Below are 23044 nucleotides of genomic sequence, written 5' to 3'. Positions count from 1 at the left end.
GGTGTTGCCGCGGTAGACACAAGACCGCGCGGCGCTATCACTGCCGGGCGAAGAGTGCCTCGATGAGCGCGGCCGCGGATGCGGTCTTCGCCGCGGTTTTCGTGGTCGCGTCGGCGGTGGCGGTGTGGCCGGCGAGGTGCACGGTGGCGGTGAAGTGGGGTGCGTGCGCGGGTCCGTCGGTGCGAATCTCCCACTCGGGTGGGGCTTGATGGTTGTTCTGGGCCAGGCTCATCAGCCACGCGGTGGGGTTGGACAGGGCCTTGGACTTCTTCGCCTCATCCAGGTTGAACGCGGTCAGCGTGGTCGTATCGTGCGGCGGCCGGGGGATGACCGGACCAGGGTCCTCGGACGCGGGCGGGGCAGGTGCCTGCGGGTTCTGCGGTGCCGCAGGCCATTCGGGTTCCGGGTCGGGGTGGTCGGTACCAAGCAGCTGCGCGCGTAGTGCCGCCCAGTGGGCGGCCTGTTCGGCCGGCTTCTTCGCAGCGGCGGTGGTCCAGGGTCCGCGAATGCTGCGGTGGGTGGCGCGGGCGGCGAACAGTGGGTGGTGGTCGGCGCCGTTGCGCCGAGTCTCGAGCTCCGGTGGGGATTGGTCGGGGTGGGTTTGCCGCCACACCGACACCACGCTCGGCCCCATCTCCGGGTGGGTGTCGGCGAGGGTGTCGAGGACGCGGAGTTGGATCGGGCGCCAGGTGGGGTCGGCGGCGTCGATCAGGACCGCGACGTCCGGGGCGGTCAGCAGGTCGGCGTCGACGCGGCGGGCGAGTTCGGCGGCGATCTCGTCGCGGAGTGGTGCGGTGGCTGCGGTTTTGAGGACCTTGTGGAAGGTGCGGGCATCGAGCATGGTGAGGTCGCGTGCCGCCTCTTGGGTGACGATGCGGTGGTCGGCGTGTTTGAAGTGGTTCTTCTTTGCTTCCCGGGCGGCGCGGGTGCGCCGGTTGAGGTCGGTGCCGAGGGCGGCGAGCTGGTCCGGGGTGTAGGGGGTGGGGGAGTGGTCGAGGTGGGCGAGGATGATCCGTTGGTTGATCAGGTCGGCCACCCGGCGCAGCGGGGAGGTGACGTGGCTGTAGGCGCTGAGCCGTAATCCGTAGTGTCCGTGGACCGTCGGGTCGTAGGTTGCGGCCCGCAGCGTGGACAGCAGCCGTCCGCGGAGTTTCGCGAACAGGTCGGGGTCGCCGGCCGCGGCGGCGATCTCGGTCATCAGTTCGTCGGTGGGGCCGGCGACGGGGTTGGGTCGGTGGTTGCGGAAGAGGATCGGTAACCCCTGCTCCACACACCAGAGGGCGACGGCTTCGTTGGTGGCGATCATCAGTTCCTGGACGATGACGTAGGCGACGGTCCGCAGTTCGGCGGCGATCGCGACGATGGCGCCGTCTTCGTTGGTCGCCCAGCCGCGGGTGAGGTCGTAGAACGCCAGGGCGCCGCCGTCGCGGCGGGCGCCGAGCAGGATCTGCGCGGCCGCATCCGCCGCGGCTAGTTGGGGGTGCAGCGGATGTGCCGGGTCGGTCAGGATGCCGGGCACCTGCGCGTGATCGATGGCCACGCACCGGCCCGACGGGATCTGTCCACGCCCGACGGCGGTGTCGACCAGCCGGCCGTCGGTCGTGATGGTGCCGGTGACCCGCAGACTGGTCCGCGCGGCTTCGGTGGTCAGGGTGGCGGCCTGTTCGGCCGTGTCGCCGAGCATCGGAATGGTGCGGCTGCGCAGGTATCGGGTCTCGGCCCGCAGGAACGCCTGCTTGTCGGCGACCGACCCCAGTTCTACGACGTCGGCGACGCCGGCGATGTGAACCTCGACCGCCCACCCGCGGCCGTCGGGGAGGGGGATGACGGCGAAGGCGTCGTCCCGGTCCCGCGCAGACGTCGAGTCGATCATCAGCAGCGTCGATACGTCGGTGACTGTCGAAGATGTCATGGTCGCCGCTCCCCCTTGTTTCTACGCAGGTCCGACGATAACCAATCTCCCCAGGCACCGTCAGCGACGCGCCTGGTGAACATCACCTACGAGGCCTTGAAACCGGCCCCGGGCACGACTTGTTCACCGCGGTGAACAAGCGGCAAAACGGACAGGCTTCTGTCGCGGGTGCGCGTGTTGACCCATCCGGGTGGCGTGCCGTATCGAATGAAACGGTGTGCGTCCAGCGGCAAGCGCTGCGGCTCGAGAAGGTGAGATCGGTATGATCTCTATTCCTGCCCCCACGCCCCAACCCGGTGAATCATGCACGTCAGCCAGTATGAATTCGAGCCGTGATGCATGTGACCTTCCGCCCTCGACCGGGTCTATCGGACGGCGGCGGGGCGGGAGAGGGTGCCCGGTCCTTGGCGGACGAGTTGGAAGTTGAAGGCGCTGGCGAGGTGGTACTCGATCGAGTACGAGACGGGGCGTTCGTCGAGGTCGTAGTCGATTTGCTTGATCATCAGGCATAGCTCGCCGGCATCGACTCCGAAGATTTTCGCTTGCTCTTCGTCAATGAGTGTGGGTTCGAGGTTCGCGACGCCGAATTTCACTTCGACATCGCAGACTGTAGAGAGAAAGTTGTAGAGCGAGGGGCCTAGGCTCAGTGGTTGCTGGTCCGGGAGAAGGGCGGCGGCGAAGTAGTCGTGCGAGATCGTGACGGGGGTCTCGTCTGCGGTGCGTACACGGTAGAGGTGGATGACCGATGTCGTGACGTCGATGGCGAGGCGTTCGGCGACCTCGTCGTCGGCGGCTTCCTGCTTCCAGGACATCTCCGAGATGCCCGGTACGTGTCCTCGGGACTTGATGAGCTCGGCCGAGCCCACGTTCAGGTGCAGGCTGCGCACCAGCGGCCGCACTGAATTGACGTATGTGCCGGACCCGTGCCGCCGATCCACCAGACCCTCACTCTCGAGCTGCGCGAGTGCTGCGCGGACGCTGACCCTGCTGACGCCCAGCTCTTTGGCGAGGGCGGGCTCGGAGGGCAGGCGGTCACCGGCCGACCAGGATTCCTGCGACAGTCGCAGCCGCAGTGACTGGACTGCCCGTGCGGTAGCGCTGACGCGCGGCGGGGCGTCTGCGGTCACTCGTCTTCGAGTGCGCACCTCGGTCTCGACCTCTGCCTTCATGTCCCACATCGTACGCAGAGGTAGCACAACTGAATAGGCAGTATCGCCAGTTGACATTAGTGATGCAGATCACTTACAGTCGTCATTGTGGGAAGTTGTAGGACAACTCGGTGGTATTTGGTGAGATTTCTTAACTTCGGGTAAGTGGCCCTCGAAGCAACGACGGAGAATTTCGGAAACTCACGGAGGCTATCTCGCCACACGGTCCACCGCCGATCTTCGAACTTTGAGGCGAACTCAAGTGAAGCCGCAGATCATCGTGATGCTCACGCCCGACGTCGCCGCTTCGTCCGCCTGCGACTGCTTCCGCGATGGTTTGCGTGCTCAGTGTGGGGGTTGCAAGGGCGTTGGGGCGGTCTGGACGTGGTGTTGGAGGTGGTGCGTTCCGGCGGGGAGGGGCTGCTCGACGCCGCTGGGCTCGGTGGTGAGTGCCCTTTTCGCTGCGCTGTGAGCCTGGTTATGCCGGTATTACTCATCCCGATCGACAGGAAAGTCCATTGTCATCTGTGAAGAACACAACTGCCGGTCGGGGCGACGGCTCAGCGGCGGGTAAGCGTCGTTTCATGATCAGGATGGTCACGGTCCTGATTGGGGGCATGTTCCTGGATGGTTACATCCTCGGCATCATCGGACCGGTCTCGGCCACGATGGCCGAGGATTTGCAGATCTCGGCGCTGTGGGAGGGGATGATCGCCGCGGCCGCCCTGATCGGTGTGCTGCTGGGTTCTCCGATTGGTGGCTGGGCTGCCGACAGGTGGGGTCGCAAGCCGTTGTTCACCTTCGACATCGCTTTGTTCACCGTTGCCTCGGGGATGCAGGTGTTCATCGATTCGCCGATGTGGCTGCTGGTGGTGCGGGTGCTGATGGGGATCGCGATCGGTATCGAGTACTCGGTCGGCTGGCCCCTGATGAGTGAATTCTCGCCCACGCATCTGCGGGGGCGACTGCTCGGTGCGATGCAGATCGCCTGGTACGGCGGCTTCATGACAGCGTTTCTGATCGGGTATCTGCTCAACGAATACACCAGTTTGAGTTGGCATTTGATCCTGGCGACCAGCACGATCTTGTCGGTGGTCCTTTTCCTCGGCCGGCTCGGTCTGCCCGAATCGCCGCGCTGGTTGTGGAGTAGGGGCCGTAAGGACGAAGCCCGCGCTCTCGCTCGCAAGTATTTGGCGAGTGATGTGCTCGCCGATGTCGAGCACGAGGACGTGGCCAAGGGCACTTTCTCGATGCTGTTCAACAAGCAGCACTGGCGGTCTACCCTGTTCATTTCCGGGTTCTGGTTCTGTGCTGTCACCCCGTACTTCGCCATCGCCACCTTCGCCGACAGTGTGCTGCACCAGTATGGGCTCGGCGGTGGTCTCGCCGGTGGCGTCGGACTCTCCGCGGTCGCGCTCACTGGAGTGGTGCTCACGTTTTTCCTGATCGACAGGGTCGGTCGGCGTGTCCTGACCGTGCCGCCGCAGTGGCTGTGTGCCGTCGTCCTTGCGGTGATCGGTCTGTGGACGGGTGCCCCGGCCGCCGTGGTGCTGGCGTTGTTCCTGGTTTTCTCGTTCTTCAACGCGATGTACAACGCTCTGACCGGGGTGTATCCGCCCGAGGTGCTCCCGACCGAGATCCGGGGTATCGGAACCGGTTTCGCGACGTCCGTCAGCCGTGTCGGTGCCGGAATCGGCACGTTTTTGATGCCGGTGTCGATGAGTGGTCTCGGTGCCGGTCCGACGATGTTGATCGCGGCGGTGGTGGCGGTCGCCGGTGCCGGGTTGTCGCAGTGGCTGGCGCCGGAGACGAAGGGGATGAGTCTCACCGAGGCCGCGGCCGAGCTTACCCACTAACCCGGCCACGTTCAGCCGAGGTACGAGCCCACCGCTGGCCGCAGGGACAACGTTCCCCGCGGCCAGCGACACGCGCAACCGCACCGACACCCATCAGTGCTTATGACTCGGCTAGCGAAAGGATCTCGACCTTCGCCCGATGATCAGAGATAGCTTTTCACAGGCATGGAGGAGTTCAGCTTGATCAGCGAACCATTGAGGTTAGGCCGGCCCTAACTCGAGGACTCTATCTCCGCGTGAGACGCAAGGGAGGAGCCATTTTGCCTGCTCCTCCTCAGTCAATAGTGCATCTCGATGGTCCGCATCGCCCCCGATGAGTGACACCTTGCACGTTCCGCAAGTCCCCGCGTTGCAGGAACTCGGCCAGTCGATGCCGACGGACCGCATCGCTGCCAATAGTGTCTTATCAGTCGGGACGGGAATCATCTCGCCCGTGGGAACCCATATTGCCGAAAAGGGCCCACTGAACTCATCCAAGGGAGAGACACCGGAGAATGTTTCAAAATGGATCCGGGATGGACGCCAGTGCATGGTGAGTGCCCGCACCTGGGTCATGAGGGCGGGCGGTCCACAGCAAAACAAATCTCGTTCGCCCGGGCGTTCTAGGATCTTCCACAGATCGAACCGTCCATCATGCTCATCCCGGATATAGAGCGTGGACTGGGGGTCTTCAGTGAACTCGGTCGCATACGCCGCCTCCGGCCTGGACCCTGCAAGGTATACGAGCTCATACGGCTTTCCTTCTCGCCGAGCTGCGTGGTACATGGATCGAATGGGCGTAATCCCGATACCGCCCGCGATGAACAGGGCGCTATTGGACATCTTGAGCGGGAAATTAGTTGTCGGCGGTCGCACGTTCATAATGTCCCCTGTCGTTGCCTGCATATGCATGCTGGCCGAACCGCCGCTACCTGCAGGGTCCAGTGCGATGCCGACCGTCCACCCTCCGCCTGACCCGTGGGGGCCTGCGGTTGTCGAGTAGCGCCTCGGCAGTCCTGACGGCGTAAGTATCTCGATGTGATCGCCTGGTGCGGGAGAGGAAAGGGAGGACCCGTCGATAGCCTCGAAGTGAAACTCGATCACGTTGGCCGCAACGCGACGCTTCGCCGCCAGTCGAACTTGTACGTACTCGTGGCTCATCGATGAATTATCCCTTCAGGGTGAGCGGATAGTGCGACCGGCATTCCTGGCTGTATACGTCCCCCCTTGGTAATAGCTGCATAGATCCCGAAATCCGTGTGTCCGTAGAAACGCTTGATCAGCCTCGGTATGGGTATGTCCTTCACTGCGCTGACGCGGTTTACCTCGGTCGCAGCGCAGCGAGCAGCTCGTTTGAATGGTCCTACCCCGACGTCGTCCCCGATGGTCAGTTCCCCGCCTATCCATTCAAACTCCACCCAAGGGTCGTCCGTATCTATGTATAGGTTGGCCCTGAATCGTAAAGGATCTATCTCGACTCCGGCACGTTCGGATAGATCACGGACGGAAGCCAGGTTGACGATGTGGCATGAAGAACTGTCCAGGTACGAGTAGTTATGGCATTGAGCATGAACAAGTTTCGGCGCCTTATCATCGGGCAGGTCCAGAACAGCCGCAAAAAACTTTTCGAACTGCGAACGGCCTGATTCACTCAAGATATCGCAGCAGAGAACGAGGTGCTCTTGGACGTAGGCTTCGAAGTGTCCGGTTTCCGGATCGCAGTGAGTTCGTACACCCGCCAGCCGGGAATTATGAGTGAGAACGTGAAAGCCGGATATTAGCCGTTCAGAGGGCTCTCGGCGGAAATCGCGATCGGGGTGTGCCAAAGCAAAAATGCGGTCGAAAGGGAACCCGTGCTTGGGGCTTACACACACGGAGTCGAGTCGCTGTGCGCTCAGGGTTTTGACGGGATATATATGTAAACTCGATACTTTTCCAATATTCACGCTACGTGTGTCTCCTTGCCAATGGGAAGCGATTGCACCTTGACATCCCGCATACGTTTGAACATCGGCACGGGATGTCAGGGCGGGTGCCTGTCTGGTGGGTCCGGATCGGAGAGGGCGTGGCGTCTTGAAAAGGGAACTACAGGCCAGCGAACATTTGTTCTGACGCGGCACCCAGAAAATCGATGGCGGTTAGTATTGGGTTGGAACTCATTGTCGAAATGAATACTCTTCGGCCTCTTCCTTTGCCGGTCACAAAGTTCTGTGCCGGAATTCGGCTTCGACGATGACCCTTGTCCATAAACAACGGTTCCGGGGACATCACGGGCGAAACGCATCTCGTGTACGGCGGTAAGCACTGTGAGACCGTAGAGGACCAAGGACCGCAGGAGTTCGATCAGTTCGCCAACCAGCTCTTTGGCCTGCGCCGCCGGTCTTAGTGCGAGTACCCCGCCGCCGCCTCGGTGAGGGTCTTTCCTGTTGTTTCCGGAGCCAGCCACTGGCACAGGCCTGCGCCTGCGAAGGCGACAGTGGCTGCGATCAGCATGGTAGGACCGGCACCGAGAGTCTCCATCGACACCGGCATAAGGAAGATGCCGATGCCTGCCCCGATCCGGCTGAAAGCAACAGCGAAGCCTGTTCCGATCCCCCGGATCTCGGTCGGCAGGACCTCGCTGGGGTATACGCCCGTCAGTGCTGTGTACATCGCGTTGAAGAACGAGAAGAGCAGGAACAGGATGAGCACCACGATGGCGGGCGCACCGGCCCAGAGACCGATGAGGGCGAGGACGATGCCGCAGACCCATTGCGGCGGAACGGTCAGCACGCGCCGACCGACCTTGTCGATCAAGAAGAACATGAGGACGACCCCGGCCAGTGCTACAGCGGAGAGCCCGACCCCACCAGCGAGCCCGCCGGCGAGTCCGTACTGATTCAACACGCTGTCGGCGAAGGTGGCGATGGCAAAGTACGGTGTCACGGCGCAGAAAAAGAAACCCGAGATGAACAGTGTGGAGCGCCAGTGCTGCTTAGAGAACAGCATCCCGAAGCTGCCTGTTCGAACGTCCTCGTGCTGGACGTCGTCGAGAGCGTCGTCGGCCATGTATTTGTAGGCGAGAATTCGCGCCTCGTCCTTGCGTCCTACGCTCCACAGCCAGCGTGGCGACTCCGGCAAGCCTAGCCGAGCGAGGAACAGTGCCACCGCGACGAAAGTACTCGTGCCAAGGATGAAATGCCAACCCGCTTCGGTGTACTCACTGAGCAGATGACCGATCAGGAACGCGATCATGAAGCCGCCGTACCAGGCGATCTGCATTGCGCCAAGTAACCGCCCCCGCAGATGGGTGGGCGCGAACTCACCCATTAGGGGCCATCCAACAGCGTATTCGGCGCCGATCGCCAAGCCCATGAGCAGTCGCACTACGATGAGCCACACTGGTGAGTCAATGAAAAACTGCATGCCCGACGCGACGGCGAACAGACCGATGTCGAACATGAAAATTGACTTCCTGCCCCACTTGTCGGCGGCCCAGCCACCTAGCGGTGCGCCGAAAAGGATCCCGACCAGAGCGGCCGCGGCTATTAGACCCTGCGAAACTGCTGTGAGCTGCAGGTCCTCAGCCATCCTGCCTGAGACCGGTCCGAGGATGCCTAGGACGTAACCGTCCAGGAACATTCCGCCGATCAGGACAATTACCATTCGCGCCAAGAACCGACTCTTGAATGCAGTTGTTGTGGCTTCGCCCGGACGGGCAGTTGCATTGCCTATGGCTGTCACTGGTCACTCCTGACGATTGGGACGGGGCTTCGTGTAGTGCTGGGTGCGTGTGCTGAGACGTTCACTCGTCCTGTTCTACGATGAATGTCGGGGATGTGATGGTCACTGAATGCTTCCCTGGTTGCATCGAGCCTTTCGACCTTGCTCTGAATTGCTTCACGCCGCCCTCCAGCGTGTGAAAGGTTCGGAGGTCTGCCTCGAATCACTGTCTAGATGACCGAGGTAACGCCGAGTGCGGTGCGAGTGAGCAGGGTGGTTGCACGGGTCCTCCTCGTCGAGGCTCCCAGGGGGCAGCCGCACCAGTGATTCTCAGCCGGAGGCTCGCGGAAGCGATTGGTTCAGTGTCGACCGAGTTGTCCTACAACACATAACGTCCTGAAAGTAATCACCATCACACTCGGTGTCAATATCCCTGACCAACGAAAGTCACCTCTGGTCGGGAGCCGCTCTTGCCTCCGGTGTTCGTTGAAGGGGCGGATGACAACTGCCGGCCCAAAATTGCCCATTTGTCCGGCGGTGCGCGGGGAGTACTCGGGGCAAAGTGCCGGCTGAGCATGGGGGTGCTACTCGGGCGCAGCGAGATGCACTTGCTATGCGTAGTAACGCGTTCGGGCAACGCGCTGCTGCGACGTACAATCGGGCACAACCGAAGGCGCGATATGCGGGGACGCAACATCCACAGCCCACTAACGACATCCATGCGCACTGGGAATCGCCGCCGGAACCGAGATGTCAGCAGAGCGCCAATGCTGCCTGTGCGAGATCCGATGCGTGATTTGGCGGGATGGTGGATTCTCTGGATGATGAGTTGCCCGGCTTCGGGTCGCCGTCGATTCGTCCAAGGCCTTACTCAACACGGTATGTTGTCCGACATCTCGCCCGTGTCGCCAGTTTGTAGCATGAGGTGGCTGGTTGTGCTCTGGGAACCTTAAGCGGAACCGGCGAATGCCCTCCGTACGTGCGTGGCGGATTCTGGTCCGCGGCGGCCGGGCGTTGTAGCGAGCGAGTCCGGCTGCGTCGACGGGCCGCCGCCCCGACGTCGGGGCCCGATCAACAGAATGCGATGCCGTCACCGGCAACCACGCTGTCGCGGCTGCTGAGCGCATGGATCTCGGCGACCGCTGCGTCGGACTACCACGCGACGGTCAAGGAAACGGAGTATCGCCTGACCGATGAAACGGGCCCGGAAAGTATGTGCTCCCGTGACAACGCCGCACGGTCGGAAACCAGTGCGGCGGCTCCCGGGGATCCCGGCGGCACCACTGGCGTAGTCGGCGCCTCTTGCAGGATTCCGCCGTCGAAACTCTCCGCCGCAACGCAGGCGTCCGCTCCCAACAGCGTGGATGAAACATATGACACGAACACATCGCGGGATAACGCCGTGGCACGGGCGGTCGAACTCGGCACGTAACGACGCTACATTCACCGGGAATTCAGGCGCCGAACGGCTTTGAGGCGAATGGTCAGCGTGCCGTCATGCATTCAGGCCCTTGGGTAAGAACATCTATTCTGTCCAGTAGGCAGGTGCTGGTCCGAATTCGTAGTGTTGTTCGGGGGCTTCTGCCGGGAGTAGTTCGGTGTCGCTGTCGTGGTAGATCACCAGGAAGTGTTCCTGATCCTGCGCGGTAGTTGTGGCGAGGATCTGGGCCCATTGGCCTGTTCGATGTCCGCAGGGGTTGTGCCGCCGGACGAAGGGTCCTGGGCATGCGGAGTTCATCGTGCTCATATTCATCGAAGTCCTTGGGGCTTTTGTCTGTCCGAATAGCGGGCGAACTTGAAGTCTGTGTTCAAGTCGGCGAGTGCGGGTTCGGAGGGCAGTCGATCGCCGCCACCAAGATGTGCTGAGCCAACCCCATGTCGCAACGACTGAACAGCTCGTGCGGTGGAGCTGAGACACTGTGGGGTTGCAGCGGTCCACTTGCGTGCTCGCCCTCCGGTCTCGGGCCTTGTTTCATGTCACACATCATACATAGAGGTATGACAACTAGATGGGAGCGGAGTTCGTGTTGACACCAGTGAAGCAGCTCACCTACAGTCAAACTTGAGTCAAGTTGTAGGACAACTAGGGTGCCTGAGATTCTCGATTCGAGCGTGGATCGTAATGGAAACACGGCGGTGTCGAAGCCTGCGGAGGCTCCATTCGTGACCGCAACAACTCGCTGTCTCGTCGGTCCACCACCAACACGAACTTTGGAAAGCGAACTCAAGTGAAGCCACAGATCGTCGTCATGCTCACCCACAATGACGTCACCGTTACCAACGCCCGCGACTGCTTCCGTGATGCGGCGGATCTGCCTGTGCAGTACTGGGGCTTCAAGGACGTTGGGCTCGACACCCCCGAGATGGAGAAGCTGGTCGGCGACTTCAAGGAGGCGGGCAAAACCCCGGTGCTTGAGGTCGTCAACTTCGAGGAGAATGGTTTGCTCGAGGCCGCCGCGCTCGCCGTCACCTGCGGTGTCGAGTACTTTACGGGTGGGCTGTTCTCGCAGGCCGTCATGGAGCGGGTGCAGGCTGCGGGAATGAAATACTTCCCGTTCTGCGGTGACGTCAGCGGTTCGCCGATCGCGCTCGCCGGGTCTCCGGAAGACGTGCTGGGCGATGCCGCCCGGCTGCGTGACCTCGGCGTCGATGGTGTCGACCTGGTGGCGTACCGGTATGCCAACGGGGATCCGATCGAGCTGGCGAAGCTGGTGAAGCACCAGCTGGGCGGGGAGAATTTGATCATTGCGGGCAGCATCAACTCCGTTGATCGGATTCAGCGTATGCACGAGATCGAACCGTTCGGCTACACCATGGGAGGGGCATTGTTCGGGGGCGCCTTCGTCCCGGGTGGGTCCTTCCGCGACAACCTTGAGTACGTGGTGAACATCGATGCCACGGTAAGTGGGGGAGTCTGATAAGCGCCTTACCTGTTGGGCACGGGCGTCCGCACGACTGCCGTCAAGAAGGCCGCCTTATGACAGCCGACGCTTCCTCGTTACCGTACTAATCGACTGCCCCCCGCGCTTTGGAGGTGGATCATCACCGCAATCGTCCCTCACGAATCTGTTCACCACCAGCGCTCGTCACGCGCGTCCCATGCCTCTATGGCCCTGGGGGCGGTGTCACTCGCGACGTTTTGGGTATTCGGGCTCGGATTTTCAATGGGGATTGCCGCGGTCGTCTGCGGCATGCTGACCATCTCCCGGTCGGCCCTCGCCGAGGACGAGGTCGCATCGTTGTGGGCGCTGTTGGGGGTCATCGCCGGGGTGGTAGGCGGAACTGCCTCCGCAATCGTCGCCCTGCTTCCCCTGGCAATACACCTTTAGTGCTCAATCCCCTGATGTGCATCAACGGTAGCGCGTAATTGGCGGAGACACTCTGCGAATCTAGACGCCGGCAATCGAATGTGCCTGAACCGACAATTCATCACACTTCGGTCGCCGGAAACAGCGTGCCGTCCGCCGCCGAATATGACGCAAATCGGCGGACGGCACGCAACCTCAATAACGGAACCGGGTCATGCCAGTGAACGCCTGCAACACCGATCGCAGCGTTCACGCTGGTCCTGCACATGCGCCAGCCAGGAGCATCCCAAGCGTTTGTCGCCAAATTCATTGCGCAGCTGCAGCAGTAAGACCTGCTTCACAACTGGAATTGGAATTCACATGGATGAAGCCCTCTCGACCATCAGCGGTCTGATATGGAACCCGATGGCGTATTTCGTTCTCGGACTCGGTGGTGTCTTCACCATCCTCACCATGGGTGTCCAGTTCCGTCGTCTGCCCGACATGGTCAGGCAGCTTCGCCATGGCGAGGGCGGCAACGGGGGCCTGTCCTCGTTCCAAGCTCTCGCTCTCACGCTGTCCAGTCGAGTCGGAGTCGGTAGCATCGCCGGCGTCGCAACAGCCGTAGGCGCGGGTGGGCCCGGCGCGATTATGTGGATGGCGATCACCGGGTTGGTCGGATCCACGGTTGCCTACGCCGAAGCTGTACTCGCTCAGGTCTTCAAGCAACGCTTTAACGGCGAAGACCGCGGCGGCATGCCCTACTACATCAAGTATGGACTCAAAGCTCCGCGATTCGCTGTAGTCGTGGCATCGATCGGTATGATCGGTTACGGCTTCGTCTTCCCCGGTATCCAGGCCAACAATATCGCCTCAAGCGCGAAACAAGCTTTCGGCATAGACACCTGGATTACAGGCGCGGTGGTCACTGCAGTTCTTGCAATCGTCATTGTTGGCGGAACCAAGAGAATCGTCCAGGTCGCGCAGGCTGTGGTCCCGTTTATGGCCGGCGGGTATCTGCTGGCAGCATTCCTGATTATCGGGTTGAATTACGAGAAAGTGCCCGAGGCGATTGCACTAATCGTTTCGTCCGCGTTCGGTATCAATCAGGTATTCGGCGGCATAGTTGGCTTCGCGGTCTCGTGGGGTGTGCGTCGAGCAGTCTTCGCCTCGGCAACCGGAGACGGTGAAGGTACCTTCGCGGCTGCAGCCGCGCGAACCTCGCACCCCGGTAAGCAGGGCATCGTCCAGGCCTTCAGTATCTACATCGACGTGCTGCTTATCTGCATGGCCACTGGGTTGATGATCGTTATCCCTGGAACGTATAACGTCGAGAACAGCTCGGGTGGCTACATCGTTAACAACCTTCCGGGCATATCGGCTGGGCCCGCATTTGTCCAAGAATCCATCGATTCCGTCCTTTCGGGCTGGGGTTCGGGCTTCGTTGCCCTTGCGGTCCTGCTTTTTGCCTTCACCTCCCAAGTCTTCTATTTCTACGTGGCAACGACCAACATGGCGTTCCTGTTCGGGGATCGAAATACCCGTGCAATCGAGGTGGTCCTGAAGTGCGGAGCGGTCGTGATCTCATTCTTCGGCTCAGTGGTCAACGCCAAAACAATGTGGGCTGCCGGCGATATCGGCTTCGGTATACTCGGTTGGTTGAATATGGCCTGCCTGCTACTCATGTCCCCGATCGTCTACAAGATCTGCCGCGACTACGAGCGCCAAAGACGGCTAGGGCTCGATCCCACGTTCGATCCCAAAGCTCTCAATATTCATGGAGCGGTCTACTGGGAGGCATCTGACAAACCCGCCGAACTCGTCAAGGACTGACGCGCTGCCGCCCCATCCGAAAGGGTGTCGGGCGTGCCTACGTGACCGGACGGGGAGTCACCACTGGGCCGTTTGGTGCATTTTGACCCTTCCCCTTCCAGCGGTGCCGTCCTTTGCGACCTGAACGAGTCACATCCACCATGACCCATTCACGCCACACGAAGTAGCACATCCGCAAGTACGCCGCAGTCGGGCGTCCTGCTGCCGACAAGACGGGACGCCGAGTGAGTTCGATTGCCCGGGACCTGGTCAGCGCCCGGGTGCGTGAGATTCAATGTGGCGGCGGGAGGTTCGACTCTGATCCGAGTCCCCTCGGCAGTGATGTCGGAACGGTGTCAGTGGTGGCAGGGAATCCTGCAGGTGCGGTTCAAGGCGGTTGATACACATGCCGCCGCTCTCAACGCGCCAGAGCAGGGTGCGGGGTCGACGACCGTCGGACTCAGTATTCTGCGATCATAGTGGCCGGCGCCGTAACGCAGCACCGAGGTCGACCGGGGAACATATCTGGCCTGTGCTCGCTGCCGACACGAAAATTGGACAACCGACACGAATCCATCAGCGCACCCGGGTCTACTGCGATCGCAGGCCTCGACTCCTGGAGTTTCAGCGGCCACCTCGTTGAAGGAGTCGTGCCCCTCGCAGGTTCCGCGAATCCTTCGTCCTCTGCCACTGATGTATGGCATTGCCAGGGCATCAGACGCCAAGTACGGGGATTCTGCCATCAAGTTGAGTCAGGGACCGCCTATTTCGCTGTTACAGCGATGGTCTTCAGCGCCCGGCGTCCACTTCCCTGATCAACGTCGCAGGAACTTCGCTGGGTCGCGCTGCCCTCGGGGAACGCACCGACCGGTCGGACAGGAGCGCCGATGACGCACCAATGATGTCGACTGCCCCAGATCAACCGCTTCTTCGGTGAACTGCGTCGGTTGGGTACTATCTCCCCCCCGTCGATGGCTGAACGGCACGGCCGGCACGCGTGCTGAGCTGGTCAAGCACATCCGCGCGTACCTGAATCTCTGTGAGCGGCAACATTCGTGGTGTTCCTGGAGGGCGAACGCCAAGGGTGCTCAATCGAACTACGTGAGCGTCGGCCCTCGCGACGAAGTCGTTTTGCAACTTGCTCGCGTCGAGTGCCAGGATGAACATGCCGACCCCCGGGTGCTCCGATCCCGAGTCGAAGGACGGAGCATCGATGGACCAGTTGGCTCCCGACATTCCGGCAAGCAGCTCGACCATCCACGCGATGTTGGCGCCCTTGTAACCGCCGAATGGCAGCATCGCGCCCTCGAGTGCAGCTTCGGAGTCGACGGTGGGCTCACCCGCTGCGTCGACGGCCCACCCTTCAGGAATCTGCTCGCCCCTGGCGGCGGCATCACGGACGTTCACGTACGCCGCTGCACTCGACGACTGGTCGACCGTCATGACCTGCTGCTCCATCCGAGGAAACGAATACGACATCGGGTTGGTGCCCAGGACGCGACCGGTACCCGGCGCAGTGGCAAGGAGCGCATTGGAGTTGATGGCGCCCAACGCCACCAGCCCGTGCGTCGAGAGACGCTCGGTGAACCACCCGAGCTGCCCGCCGGCGAATGCACCCGACTGCACGAACACCGCGACACCCAGTGACTGAGCAGCGGTCACGAGCTCGTCGAAGGCCGCGTCGAACCCCGCATGAAATGTCCCGCCCTGGGCATCGCAGGAGATGAAGCCCGGCGCGACCCGTTCCCACCGAGGAACGGCGTTCCCATCCAGTCGGCCCGCGTCGATGGCGTGCAGGTAATCGAGGAGATGCGCGACGCCGACGCCGCGCATGCCCCGGTCCTCGGCGAACAGCGCCGCATCGACGAGCAGATCGGCGACCGCGGTCGACGCGCCGGACAGTTGCAGCGCAGTCCGGGCAATACGCGCAATCTCCTCGCGCGGGACCGCTACCTCAGACAAGGGGCTCATGAATCGTGTCTCCGTGGGTCGTTTGGGGATTCCGGGGCACTTCCGGAACCTTCGGGTGGATTCGAGTACAGCGTGTCGCATCGTGCTTTGACGAGTTCGAGTGTCTCTGCGACGAGCGGATGACGTGCGGCGCCTTTGCGAGTGGCGGCGACGATCTTGCGAACGGGGACAGGTTCACCTGACAACCGGATCCGGGTGACTGCCCACTCCGAACTCAGTAGCCACAGCCGTGGCACGAGCATGACCCCCATGTCCTGAGAAACTATCGCCGCCCCGGTCTCCCACTCGTCGGCCTGGTGAGCGATATTGGGTGTGAATCCAGCTGCGACACAGGCTGTCACGGTGAGTTGATGGTATGCCCCACCGGGGGTCCCGACCACCCACGGCTCGTCGGCGGCGTCGGCGAGCGTGACTCGTCGACGGGATGCCAACCGATGATTCGCGGGTACGACCAGATCCAACGGGTCGTCCACCAAGAACTGTTGGTCAAAGCGGAGGTCGTCCAGGGGAGGGGAGTCCGCGGTCACCATCACCAGGGCGAGGTCCGCCTCCTCCATTTGGAGCAGCCTGAAGCATTCGGCGGGATCGGCCTGAACCAGGTGCACGCGTAGGCGGGGATGGCGATCGCGTAAAGTCTTGCCGGCGTACGGCAGCAATTGTGTTGACGCCGTGGAAAACCCACACAGGGTGTACGGGCCGGACAGCTCGTCTACCGCTTCTGCGAGTTCGCTCTGGGCTCTCTCCCACTGAGCCTGCATGATGGCGGCGTGCCGTAACACGGTGCGTGCCGCCGGCGTGAGTTTGATTCCGCGGCCCGAGGGCTCGATCAATTCGACCCCAAGCATCTCCGACAACTGGCGCAGTTGGTAGGAGATCGCCGATGGAGTGTAGGACAGCGCAGTTGCAGCGGCTGTGACAGTTCCGTAAAACTCGACTGCCTGCAGGACCTTGAGTCTGGGGTCAAGCATCGGACCGTCCGAACTCGAATAGTGCCTTCATCCGATCAACAATAAATGCAGTATCACCTGCGCCGGGCACAGGGCGATTGTAGGTTTCGGCAACTGTCGAAGCCTACAATCGCCCCTGAGCAGGTCAGGACTTCGAGGTGGCGAACTCCATGCCGTCCTTGAGGTGCGGGTACACCTTCACGAACCAATCGTTCTTGTACTTGCCGCAGGTGTAGGGGGCGGGGTCGGCGGGATGTTCGTCGTCGACGCAGGTCGGAACGGTCTCCACCAGGGCGTCGTAGTCGAGGTCGATGAAGAAGGCGACCGAGTAGCGCTCGGCGCCGCTTTCGTTCACCACGCGGTGGACCGTCGACGAGTACTTCCCGTTCGTCATCTTCTGCACCAGGTCGCCGATGTTGATGACGAAGGCGTCCTCGATCGGCGGTGCTGTGATCCACTCCCCGTCCTTGTTCTGCACCTGCAATCCGCCGACGCTGTCCTGCGACAGGATCGTCAGGACGCCCTTGTCGGTGTGGGCGCCGATGCCGATCGCGTTGCCATCGGAGTTGAGGTCCTGCGGGGGGTAATGCAACAAACGCTGGATGGTGATCGGGTTGGTCTGCATGCGCGCGAAGTAGTCGGGCTCGAGCCCCAGGCTGATCGCGAACGCGCCGACCAGCTTGCCGGCCAGCGTGCGCATCGCGGCGTAGTACTCGTCGCAGGTCGCTTCGAACTCGGGGAGTTCTTCGGGCATCAGGTTCGGCCCGAAGAACGGGGACACCGTCTCCTGCTTCGCCCCGTAATCGAAGGCCTCTTTGAGGTCGGTGGTCTTATTCGGGTCCGCGTTCTCGGCAGACGGGGAGATGTATCCGCGAGCCGTCGGACCGGACTTCTCGACGCGAATTTTTGCCTTTGCCTCATCGGGAAGGTCGAAGAGCTCCTCGGTGGCCGCGTACATGCGCTTGACGAGCTCGGCGGGAACGCCATGGTTCTTCACGTAGAAGAAACCGACCTGCTCGCAGGATTCTCCGATCTGACGCGCGACACCCTCGACGTCGCTTCCGTCGACAAGGGCTGCGACGTCGATGACGGGGATCTCGTGGAAGGCGACTTGCTTGCTGGCAAACCGGTTGACAGATGCGTCGGACATAGGGTTCCTCCTGGGGGTCTTTCCGATGAGCCAAAGATGTGATGTGTCGCGGTTACCGCCGAGCGGGTTCTGAAGGCGACACAAGAATGGTCGCGCAGATCACAGCCACAGTAAAGCGCATAAATTCGCACCTGACCGTGAAAAATTCTTTCACGTTCGACCGGTCAGAGTCTTTCGTCCCTCGCCCACCAGGTTCACCGGGCCTCATCGGACCAGATGAACTCGAACGCGTTCATGCGGTGGTGATCAACTGCGTATGAGACAGACTCTCGATCTACCGGATGGCCATTGCAGAGCTCGTCCGGACCCTGAAGGCGGGGGCGAACCCGAGGTCCATCCAGCCGGGTCCTCGACCTGCGACCCGAACACCACATCGATGCCGCAGTTCTCAATACTGGGTAACTCAATTCCAGTGCGGCCACGATCGGCCTGCTACCAGTACGGCGCCGCAACATAGTTCGCCACCAGTGACGAACGACAAGCTAGTTGCTGCGAGTCGCCGCTCATGATCGGGCCGTCGCGTACAGCTTTCTGTCCTTGCCCGAACTCCGAACGCTGCAAATCCATTGGAGATGGGTTGTCCACCTCGGCGACAATTTGTGGTATCCAACGGTGGCCTCACTGGTGAGGATCCTGACGCCCTTCGACGGTATTAGGGTTTGGTGGGAGGCATTGAAATGCTGACCGGGCGACGTTGCTGGTTACCGACCCATTGGATCCGACCGTGCTTTCCGACGGCGCACCTGTCTGCCTGTCCCGCGCCAGCAGGACTAATCTGACAGCATGTTCGGCGTTTGGGGGAAGCGACGAGAGGCCTTTTTCGCGATGTTGGGATTGGCTCGTTTCAGTTCGGTGGTGGCGAACCGGTGACGGTTGGGAATCGGCACCACATACTGCTTCCGGGTAAGAGCGAGAGCGGCTATCGCGCTCCGATGTGTCGATTCAGGAGTTCCAGTGGGCGGGCACCGGGCCGAATTCGTAGTGTTGTCCGGGCGCTTCGGCCGGAAGTAGTTCGGTTTCGCTGTCGTGGTAGATGACGAGGAAGTGTTCCTGGTCATGTGCGATTGATGTGGTGAGTATCTGGGCCCATTGGCCGGTGCGATGTCCGCACGGGTTAAGCCTTCGGATGAAGGATCCAGGACGAGCAGGGGAAGTGGTGCTGATGTTCACGGATGGTCCTTTGAGGTTTGGGCCGCCGATTCTTAGTAGCCGAGTTCGAGTTCGTTCGAGGTTCCGAGGGGGCGGACGCGCCTCGAGCGTTCAGATTCGGGCATTGAACAAGTTCCTGTTGGCTTTGGGATCGTAACGGCTGGGGGAGATGGGTTGTCTGTGGTGCCTATCTGTAGATGGACAACCAGTGTCGTGATGTCGATGGCGAGGCTTGCCGGTCAGCCGTGAGTGTCGGCTTCCGCCCGCTGTGTTGGTGATGCGACATGAACGAGGTCGTTTTTCCGTCATCACGCAGGAACTAAGTCGCTCCGTCTGATTCCATTGCTTAAGGAGGAATAGACAATTCGATAGAACCTTGTCTGATGCATGCTAACAGACCCTCCGATCTGGATGACATTTTCCGCGTCGGAGAATGCAGCACTCAAGCATGAGCCTCGAACATCTGGGCGCTCACACCCATCGACGGGTGTGAGCGCGGGGAACTTTGCTAGGTCCATTGACAGATGTGATACGCGCAACGTATGTTCTAACCGTTGCGTAGTTGTAGGACAACTATAGTCCAGTAACTGTGTCAGTACCCCAGTAACCATCGAGGAGCACGATCATGACGACCGAGACGCCGTACATCATTCGGCAGGATGACGCTGAGGTCTTCTACGAGGGCCCCGAGCTGTGTCGTGAGTATTTCCGCAACGACGCGATGTGGTTTGGTACTTCCACGGTTCAGCCGGGCGATACCGGTGACGTGGATCAGGGTCACGCAGGTACCTGGGAGGTCTTCTTCTGTGTCTCCGGCGAGGGGTACCTCGACGACGGCTCGAATGAGTATTTCCTCAAGGCAGGTGACGCGTGGGCCGTGCCGCCCACAGTTCCTCACCGCATCCACAACCGCAGTGCGGCCCCGGTTGTCATGGCCTGGGCTGGTGGCCCGACTCTGCCATCGGAGAAGTGATTCAATTCCTCGGGAATCCTGAACGAAAGGATCGCCGTGGCTCTCGAACGAGTGCGACGGTGATCGTTTCTGTTTGGGACTGACTGCTACCCCACCGCGCGTCGAGGACATTGGCGAGGAGGAGATTTTTGGATAGGCGGCTCCACCCGTGAAGTGGCCGGCGTGCTGATGCGCTGCGCGCCGACGCGGAACACGTGCACATCCGCTCTGGAGGCGAAGTCGTGTGAAGCTTGCTACGTCGATCGCCAGTATGAACATCCGATCCCGGGCTTCGGCGAGCCTGAGTCAAGGGATGGAGCGCCAGTTCCCCCACGCACCCGTTTCGGGCGCCTAGCCACAGGCAAGGGTCGTCGGTTGCCGGCGGCGTCGCTCGTCTGCCATCTGGGTGAACTAGTACGGATATCGGTTCCCAGTAAGCGGACGCTGCCGGGCGCAGCGGTGAGAAGCGCGGGGGAGTTGGTAGCGCCGAGCGCCGCACGACCGTGTGTCGAGAGACGTTCGGTGAGCCACCAGAGGTGGCCACCGGCGAGGCATTTCGAATGCGGGAACATCGTGACCCCTCGGACCGTGCTGCTGCGACGAGATCGTCGATCGCCGAATCGAACCCCGTGCGGAACCTGCCCGTCGGTCCACTGCCGGTATTGCAGCCGCCTCCAGCCGTCCGTCGTCGAGGGCGCGAAGATAGTCGAGAAGATGAGCGACCGACTTCGCGCACGCCTCGGTCCTCGGCGAATCCAGCGGCGTCTGCGAGTAGTTTGGCCTCCCCGATCCGATACCGCGGGCGTTCCATTGCGTTCTCGGCGAGTCGCGCGATTTCCTCTCAAGGAACCGTAGCTCGAGCAACGCCGGCATGTGTGGTGTCCTTCGCGGTCTGTGGTCTGTCTTGTGGCCGCGCTGATTCCGCCGGATAGCTCCGAATACTTTCGTTAGCATCTGGATCGGACCAAAGCCGGGGTCGTCCGCGACGATCGGGTGGATCGAAGCGCCGTCTCGTGGGGCGGCGACGATTCGGCGCGCGGGCACGGGCTCACCCGACAACCGGGTGTGGGGTGACTGCCTATTCTGAGTCAAGTCACCCAGCCGCGGCACGAGCGTCACACCCAGCTCCTGCGACGCCATCGCGGCACTGGCCTCCCACTCATTTGCTTGGCGAACCAGCTTTGGTGTGAAACCCGCAGCGGCACAGGCGGCGAGGGCGATGATGGGAGCGCTCCGGCCTGCTGGTGATCCACGATTCCGCGGCGGACTGGTCGAGGGTGACGCGCTCGGCGAGGCGAGTGGACGGTTCGTCGGGACGACGAGGTCTAGGGGATCGTCCACGAGCAGCTGTTGATCCAAGAGGCGATCGTGCGGGGGAGGGAGTCCGCGGTCGCCATGACCAGCGCAGGATCGGCCGCCGACATCTTGAGTAGTCGGAGCAGTCGGCGGGCCCTGCGTCAGTCGAACCGAGTCAGGGGTGGCGAGCGCTCAGGCCGCCGCCGCGTACGGCACTAGTTGGTGCAGAATCCGCAAAGGGTGAGCGCCCGAGGGTTCGTCCGAGGTGGCCGCGAGCTCGCTGTGTGCCCACTCCTGCTGAATCTGCATGATGGGCTTGTGGCGCAAGATGAGTCCCGTGCCGCCTGTGTGAGTTTGATGCCGCGGCGAGACGGATCGAGCAGTGTGACTCCGAGCAGCTCTGCCAGTGGACGCAGTTGATAGCAGATCGCCGACGATGCGGCGTTTGCCACAGGCGTGACGTGTCCGTACTGGTCCACCGCCTGGATGAACATGAGCCTCGGGTCACGCACCGCGGTTGGTTTCACGGCTGGACGGTGGCGGCAGTGTTCGACGATCCACGATTTTCGGAGGAAGCGACAGCAGTGGGCTTCGGTTTCTGCCGAAGCCCACTGCTGGGTGCCTGTCAGGCGTGGGCGGTCAGGATCTCGGGCTGGTCCCGCAGGTGCGGGTACACGTGCGTGAACCACTGGGTCTTGTATTCGCCGCAGGTGAACGGGTTCGGGTCGGCAGGGTGATCGGCATCGACGCAGGTCGGCAGTGTCTCGACCGGTGCGTCGAAATCGAGGTCGATGAAGAACGCGACGGAGTAGCGCTCGGCGCCGCTTTCGTTCACCACGCGGTGGACTGTCGACGAGTACTTTCCGTTCGTCATCTTGGCGACTAGGTCACCGATGTTGATGACGAAGGCGTCCTCGACGGGCGGGGCGCTGATCCATTCCCCGTCCTTGTTCTGCACCTGCAGTCCGCCGACGCTGTCCTGGGAGAGGATCGTGAGAATGCCCTTGTCGGTGTGGGCGCCGATGCCGATCGCCTGGTCGTCGTCCGGGTTCTGCGGCGGGTAGTGCAGGAGGCGCTGGATGGTGATCGGGTTGGTCTGCATACGCTCGAAGTAGTCGGGCTCCAGGCCGAGGCTGATCGCGAACCCACTGACCAGCTTGCGGGCCAGGGTTCGCATGGCGGTGTAGTACTCGTCGCAGGTGGCCTCGAACTCGGGGAATTCTGCCGGCATCAGGTTCGGTCCGAAGAACGGCGCCACCGCCTCCTGCTTTGCGCCGTAGTCGAAGGCCTCCTTGAGATCTGCGGTCTTCTTGTCCTGGTCCGCATTCTCGGCGGACGGCGGGATGTATCCGCGGACCGTCGGGCCGGACTTCGCGACGTGCACGTTGTCCTTGACCTCCTCGGGCAGGGCGAAAAACTCCTCGGTGACCGCGTACATGCGCTTGACCAGCTCGGAGGGAACTCCGTGGTTCTTCACATAGAAGAACCCGACCTTCTCGCACGAGTCCCCGATCTGACGTGCGACACCCTCGACGTCGCTTCCGTCGACAAGGGCCGCAATGTCGATGATGGGGATCTCGTGGAAGGCGGTTTGCTTGCTGGCGAACCGGTTGACAGATGCGTCGGACATGCGGTTACTCCTGAGGTCTGTTTATCGATGAGCCGATGTGTCGGGCTGACCGCCGGGGCGGTCGCTGCAAAGGCGACACGTGAATGGTTACGCAGATCACAGCCACAGTAAAGCGCATAAATCTCGACGAAACCGTGCGAAAAATTTTCACGGTTTGAGAGGTGGTGTCTATTGCTGGTTTCGTCACGAAGTGACCCAGAAATAATTAACGCTGGAGGGCGACAGGTCGTCTGGTCGTAGGTCGTGTGCGATA

Annotated in this window: 16 protein-coding genes; 5 read left to right on the top strand and 11 right to left on the bottom strand. The window is 61.7% G+C overall.

The features are described 5' to 3' along the window. Positions 1 to 37 precede the first annotated feature (37 nt). Together BLV94_RS05445 and BLV94_RS05440 are read right to left on the bottom strand one after the other, a co-directional pair. Positions 38 to 1912, bottom strand: a complete 1875-nt coding sequence (locus BLV94_RS05445; protein WP_072950705.1) for an RNB domain-containing ribonuclease — start codon at positions 1910 to 1912, stop codon at positions 38 to 40. A gap of 365 nt (positions 1913 to 2277) precedes the next feature. Beyond that, complete coding sequence (locus BLV94_RS05440) at positions 2278 to 3081, bottom strand: GntR family transcriptional regulator (RefSeq protein WP_072950703.1); 804 nt, start codon at positions 3079 to 3081, stop codon at positions 2278 to 2280. A gap of 563 nt (positions 3082 to 3644) precedes the next feature. Between BLV94_RS05440 and BLV94_RS05435 the strand changes: the two genes are divergently transcribed. Next, positions 3645 to 4916 carry an MFS transporter gene (locus BLV94_RS05435; protein ID WP_244163511.1) on the top strand — a complete coding sequence of 424 codons (1272 nt, stop codon included), beginning with the start codon at positions 3645 to 3647 and terminating at the stop codon, positions 4914 to 4916. Positions 4917 to 5117: 201 nt separating this feature from the next. On the opposite strand, the gene BLV94_RS52045 is transcribed toward BLV94_RS05435, so the two are convergent. The 3 genes from BLV94_RS52045 to BLV94_RS05420 all read right to left on the bottom strand — a co-directional run bounded on the left by BLV94_RS52045 (position 5118) and on the right by BLV94_RS05420 (position 8618). Then, positions 5118 to 5342: a 2Fe-2S iron-sulfur cluster-binding protein gene (locus tag BLV94_RS52045; protein WP_425272513.1), complete on the bottom strand. Its 225-nt coding sequence runs from the start codon at positions 5340 to 5342 to the stop codon at positions 5118 to 5120. Positions 5343 to 6052: 710 nt separating this feature from the next. Beyond that, positions 6053 to 6841: an MOSC domain-containing protein gene (locus BLV94_RS05425; RefSeq protein ID WP_072950423.1), complete on the bottom strand. Its 789-nt coding sequence runs from the start codon at positions 6839 to 6841 to the stop codon at positions 6053 to 6055. 436 nt (positions 6842 to 7277) lie between these two features. Further along, complete coding sequence (locus BLV94_RS05420; protein ID WP_072950426.1) at positions 7278 to 8618, bottom strand: MFS transporter; 1341 nt, start codon at positions 8616 to 8618, stop codon at positions 7278 to 7280. Positions 8619 to 10915: 2297 nt separating this feature from the next. Here BLV94_RS05420 and BLV94_RS05405 point away from each other — a divergent pair. The 3 genes from BLV94_RS05405 to BLV94_RS05395 all read left to right on the top strand — a co-directional run bounded on the left by BLV94_RS05405 (position 10916) and on the right by BLV94_RS05395 (position 13717). Continuing rightward, on the top strand, positions 10916 to 11515 hold the full coding sequence (locus tag BLV94_RS05405) for a hypothetical protein (protein WP_167372134.1): 600 nt from the start codon (positions 10916 to 10918) through the stop codon (positions 11513 to 11515). Between the two features lie 246 nt (positions 11516 to 11761). Then, on the top strand, positions 11762 to 11926 hold the full coding sequence (locus tag BLV94_RS05400) for a hypothetical protein (protein WP_244163513.1): 165 nt from the start codon (positions 11762 to 11764) through the stop codon (positions 11924 to 11926). Between the two features lie 339 nt (positions 11927 to 12265). Continuing rightward, on the top strand, positions 12266 to 13717 hold the full coding sequence (locus BLV94_RS05395) for an alanine/glycine:cation symporter family protein (RefSeq protein WP_072950438.1): 1452 nt from the start codon (positions 12266 to 12268) through the stop codon (positions 13715 to 13717). Positions 13718 to 14650: 933 nt separating this feature from the next. Here BLV94_RS05395 and BLV94_RS05390 read toward each other — a convergent pair. The 4 genes from BLV94_RS05390 to BLV94_RS48435 form a co-directional block, all read right to left on the bottom strand. Continuing rightward, positions 14651 to 15667: an Ldh family oxidoreductase gene (locus BLV94_RS05390; RefSeq protein WP_072950441.1), complete on the bottom strand. Its 1017-nt coding sequence runs from the start codon at positions 15665 to 15667 to the stop codon at positions 14651 to 14653. Next, positions 15664 to 16635, bottom strand: coding sequence for a LysR family transcriptional regulator (locus BLV94_RS05385; protein WP_072950443.1), 972 nt, complete (start codon positions 16633 to 16635; stop codon positions 15664 to 15666). Before BLV94_RS05385 ends, BLV94_RS05390 begins: the two co-directional genes overlap by 4 nt. A 124-nt stretch (positions 16636 to 16759) precedes the next feature. Then, positions 16760 to 17764 carry an isopenicillin N synthase family dioxygenase gene (locus BLV94_RS05380; RefSeq protein WP_072950446.1) on the bottom strand — a complete coding sequence of 335 codons (1005 nt, stop codon included), beginning with the start codon at positions 17762 to 17764 and terminating at the stop codon, positions 16760 to 16762. A 942-nt stretch (positions 17765 to 18706) separates the two neighbouring features. After that, positions 18707 to 18934 (bottom strand): hypothetical protein, encoded by a 228-nt coding sequence (locus BLV94_RS48435; RefSeq protein WP_143051347.1) that lies wholly within the window; start codon positions 18932 to 18934, stop codon positions 18707 to 18709. A 604-nt stretch (positions 18935 to 19538) separates the two neighbouring features. On the opposite strand from BLV94_RS48435, the gene BLV94_RS05370 reads away from it, so the two are divergent. Further along, positions 19539 to 19886, top strand: coding sequence for a cupin domain-containing protein (locus BLV94_RS05370; RefSeq protein WP_072950448.1), 348 nt, complete (start codon positions 19539 to 19541; stop codon positions 19884 to 19886). Positions 19887 to 20276: 390 nt separating this feature from the next. Here the strand turns inward: BLV94_RS05370 and BLV94_RS52040 are convergent, their stop codons facing one another. After that, positions 20277 to 21326, bottom strand: coding sequence for a LysR substrate-binding domain-containing protein (locus BLV94_RS52040; protein ID WP_083395486.1), 1050 nt, complete (start codon positions 21324 to 21326; stop codon positions 20277 to 20279). A 460-nt stretch (positions 21327 to 21786) separates the two neighbouring features. Then, entirely contained in the window at positions 21787 to 22791 is a 1005-nt protein-coding gene (locus BLV94_RS05360) for an isopenicillin N synthase family dioxygenase (RefSeq protein WP_072950454.1), read from the bottom strand. Positions 22792 to 23044: the final 253 nt, after the last annotated feature.

This window comes from Rhodococcus koreensis (assembly GCF_900105905.1).
In the GTDB taxonomy this organism is placed as follows: domain Bacteria; phylum Actinomycetota; class Actinomycetes; order Mycobacteriales; family Mycobacteriaceae; genus Rhodococcus_F; species Rhodococcus_F koreensis.
This window is presented reverse-complemented; position numbering and strand designations above follow the sequence as displayed.

Excerpts from the sequence above, each read along its gene's own strand:
- BLV94_RS05390 (WP_072950441.1), bottom strand. The coding sequence starts at position 15,667 with ATGAGCCCCTTGTCTGAGGTAGCGGTCCCGCGCGAGGAGATTGCGCGT.
- BLV94_RS05360 (WP_072950454.1), bottom strand. The coding sequence starts at position 22,791 with ATGTCCGACGCATCTGTCAACCGGTTCGCCAGCAAGCAAACCGCCTTC.
- BLV94_RS05370 (WP_072950448.1), top strand. The coding sequence starts at position 19,539 with ATGACGACCGAGACGCCGTACATCATTCGGCAGGATGACGCTGAGGTC.
- BLV94_RS05445 (WP_072950705.1), bottom strand. The coding sequence starts at position 1,912 with ATGACATCTTCGACAGTCACCGACGTATCGACGCTGCTGATGATCGAC.
- BLV94_RS05400 (WP_244163513.1), top strand. The coding sequence starts at position 11,762 with ATGGGGATTGCCGCGGTCGTCTGCGGCATGCTGACCATCTCCCGGTCG.
- BLV94_RS05385 (WP_072950443.1), bottom strand. The coding sequence starts at position 16,635 with ATGCTTGACCCCAGACTCAAGGTCCTGCAGGCAGTCGAGTTTTACGGA.
- BLV94_RS05380 (WP_072950446.1), bottom strand. The coding sequence starts at position 17,764 with ATGTCCGACGCATCTGTCAACCGGTTTGCCAGCAAGCAAGTCGCCTTC.
- BLV94_RS05435 (WP_244163511.1), top strand. The coding sequence starts at position 3,645 with ATGATCAGGATGGTCACGGTCCTGATTGGGGGCATGTTCCTGGATGGT.
- BLV94_RS05395 (WP_072950438.1), top strand. The coding sequence starts at position 12,266 with ATGGATGAAGCCCTCTCGACCATCAGCGGTCTGATATGGAACCCGATG.
- BLV94_RS52045 (WP_425272513.1), bottom strand. The coding sequence starts at position 5,342 with ATGATTCCCGTCCCGACTGATAAGACACTATTGGCAGCGATGCGGTCC.
- BLV94_RS05440 (WP_072950703.1), bottom strand. The coding sequence starts at position 3,081 with ATGAAGGCAGAGGTCGAGACCGAGGTGCGCACTCGAAGACGAGTGACC.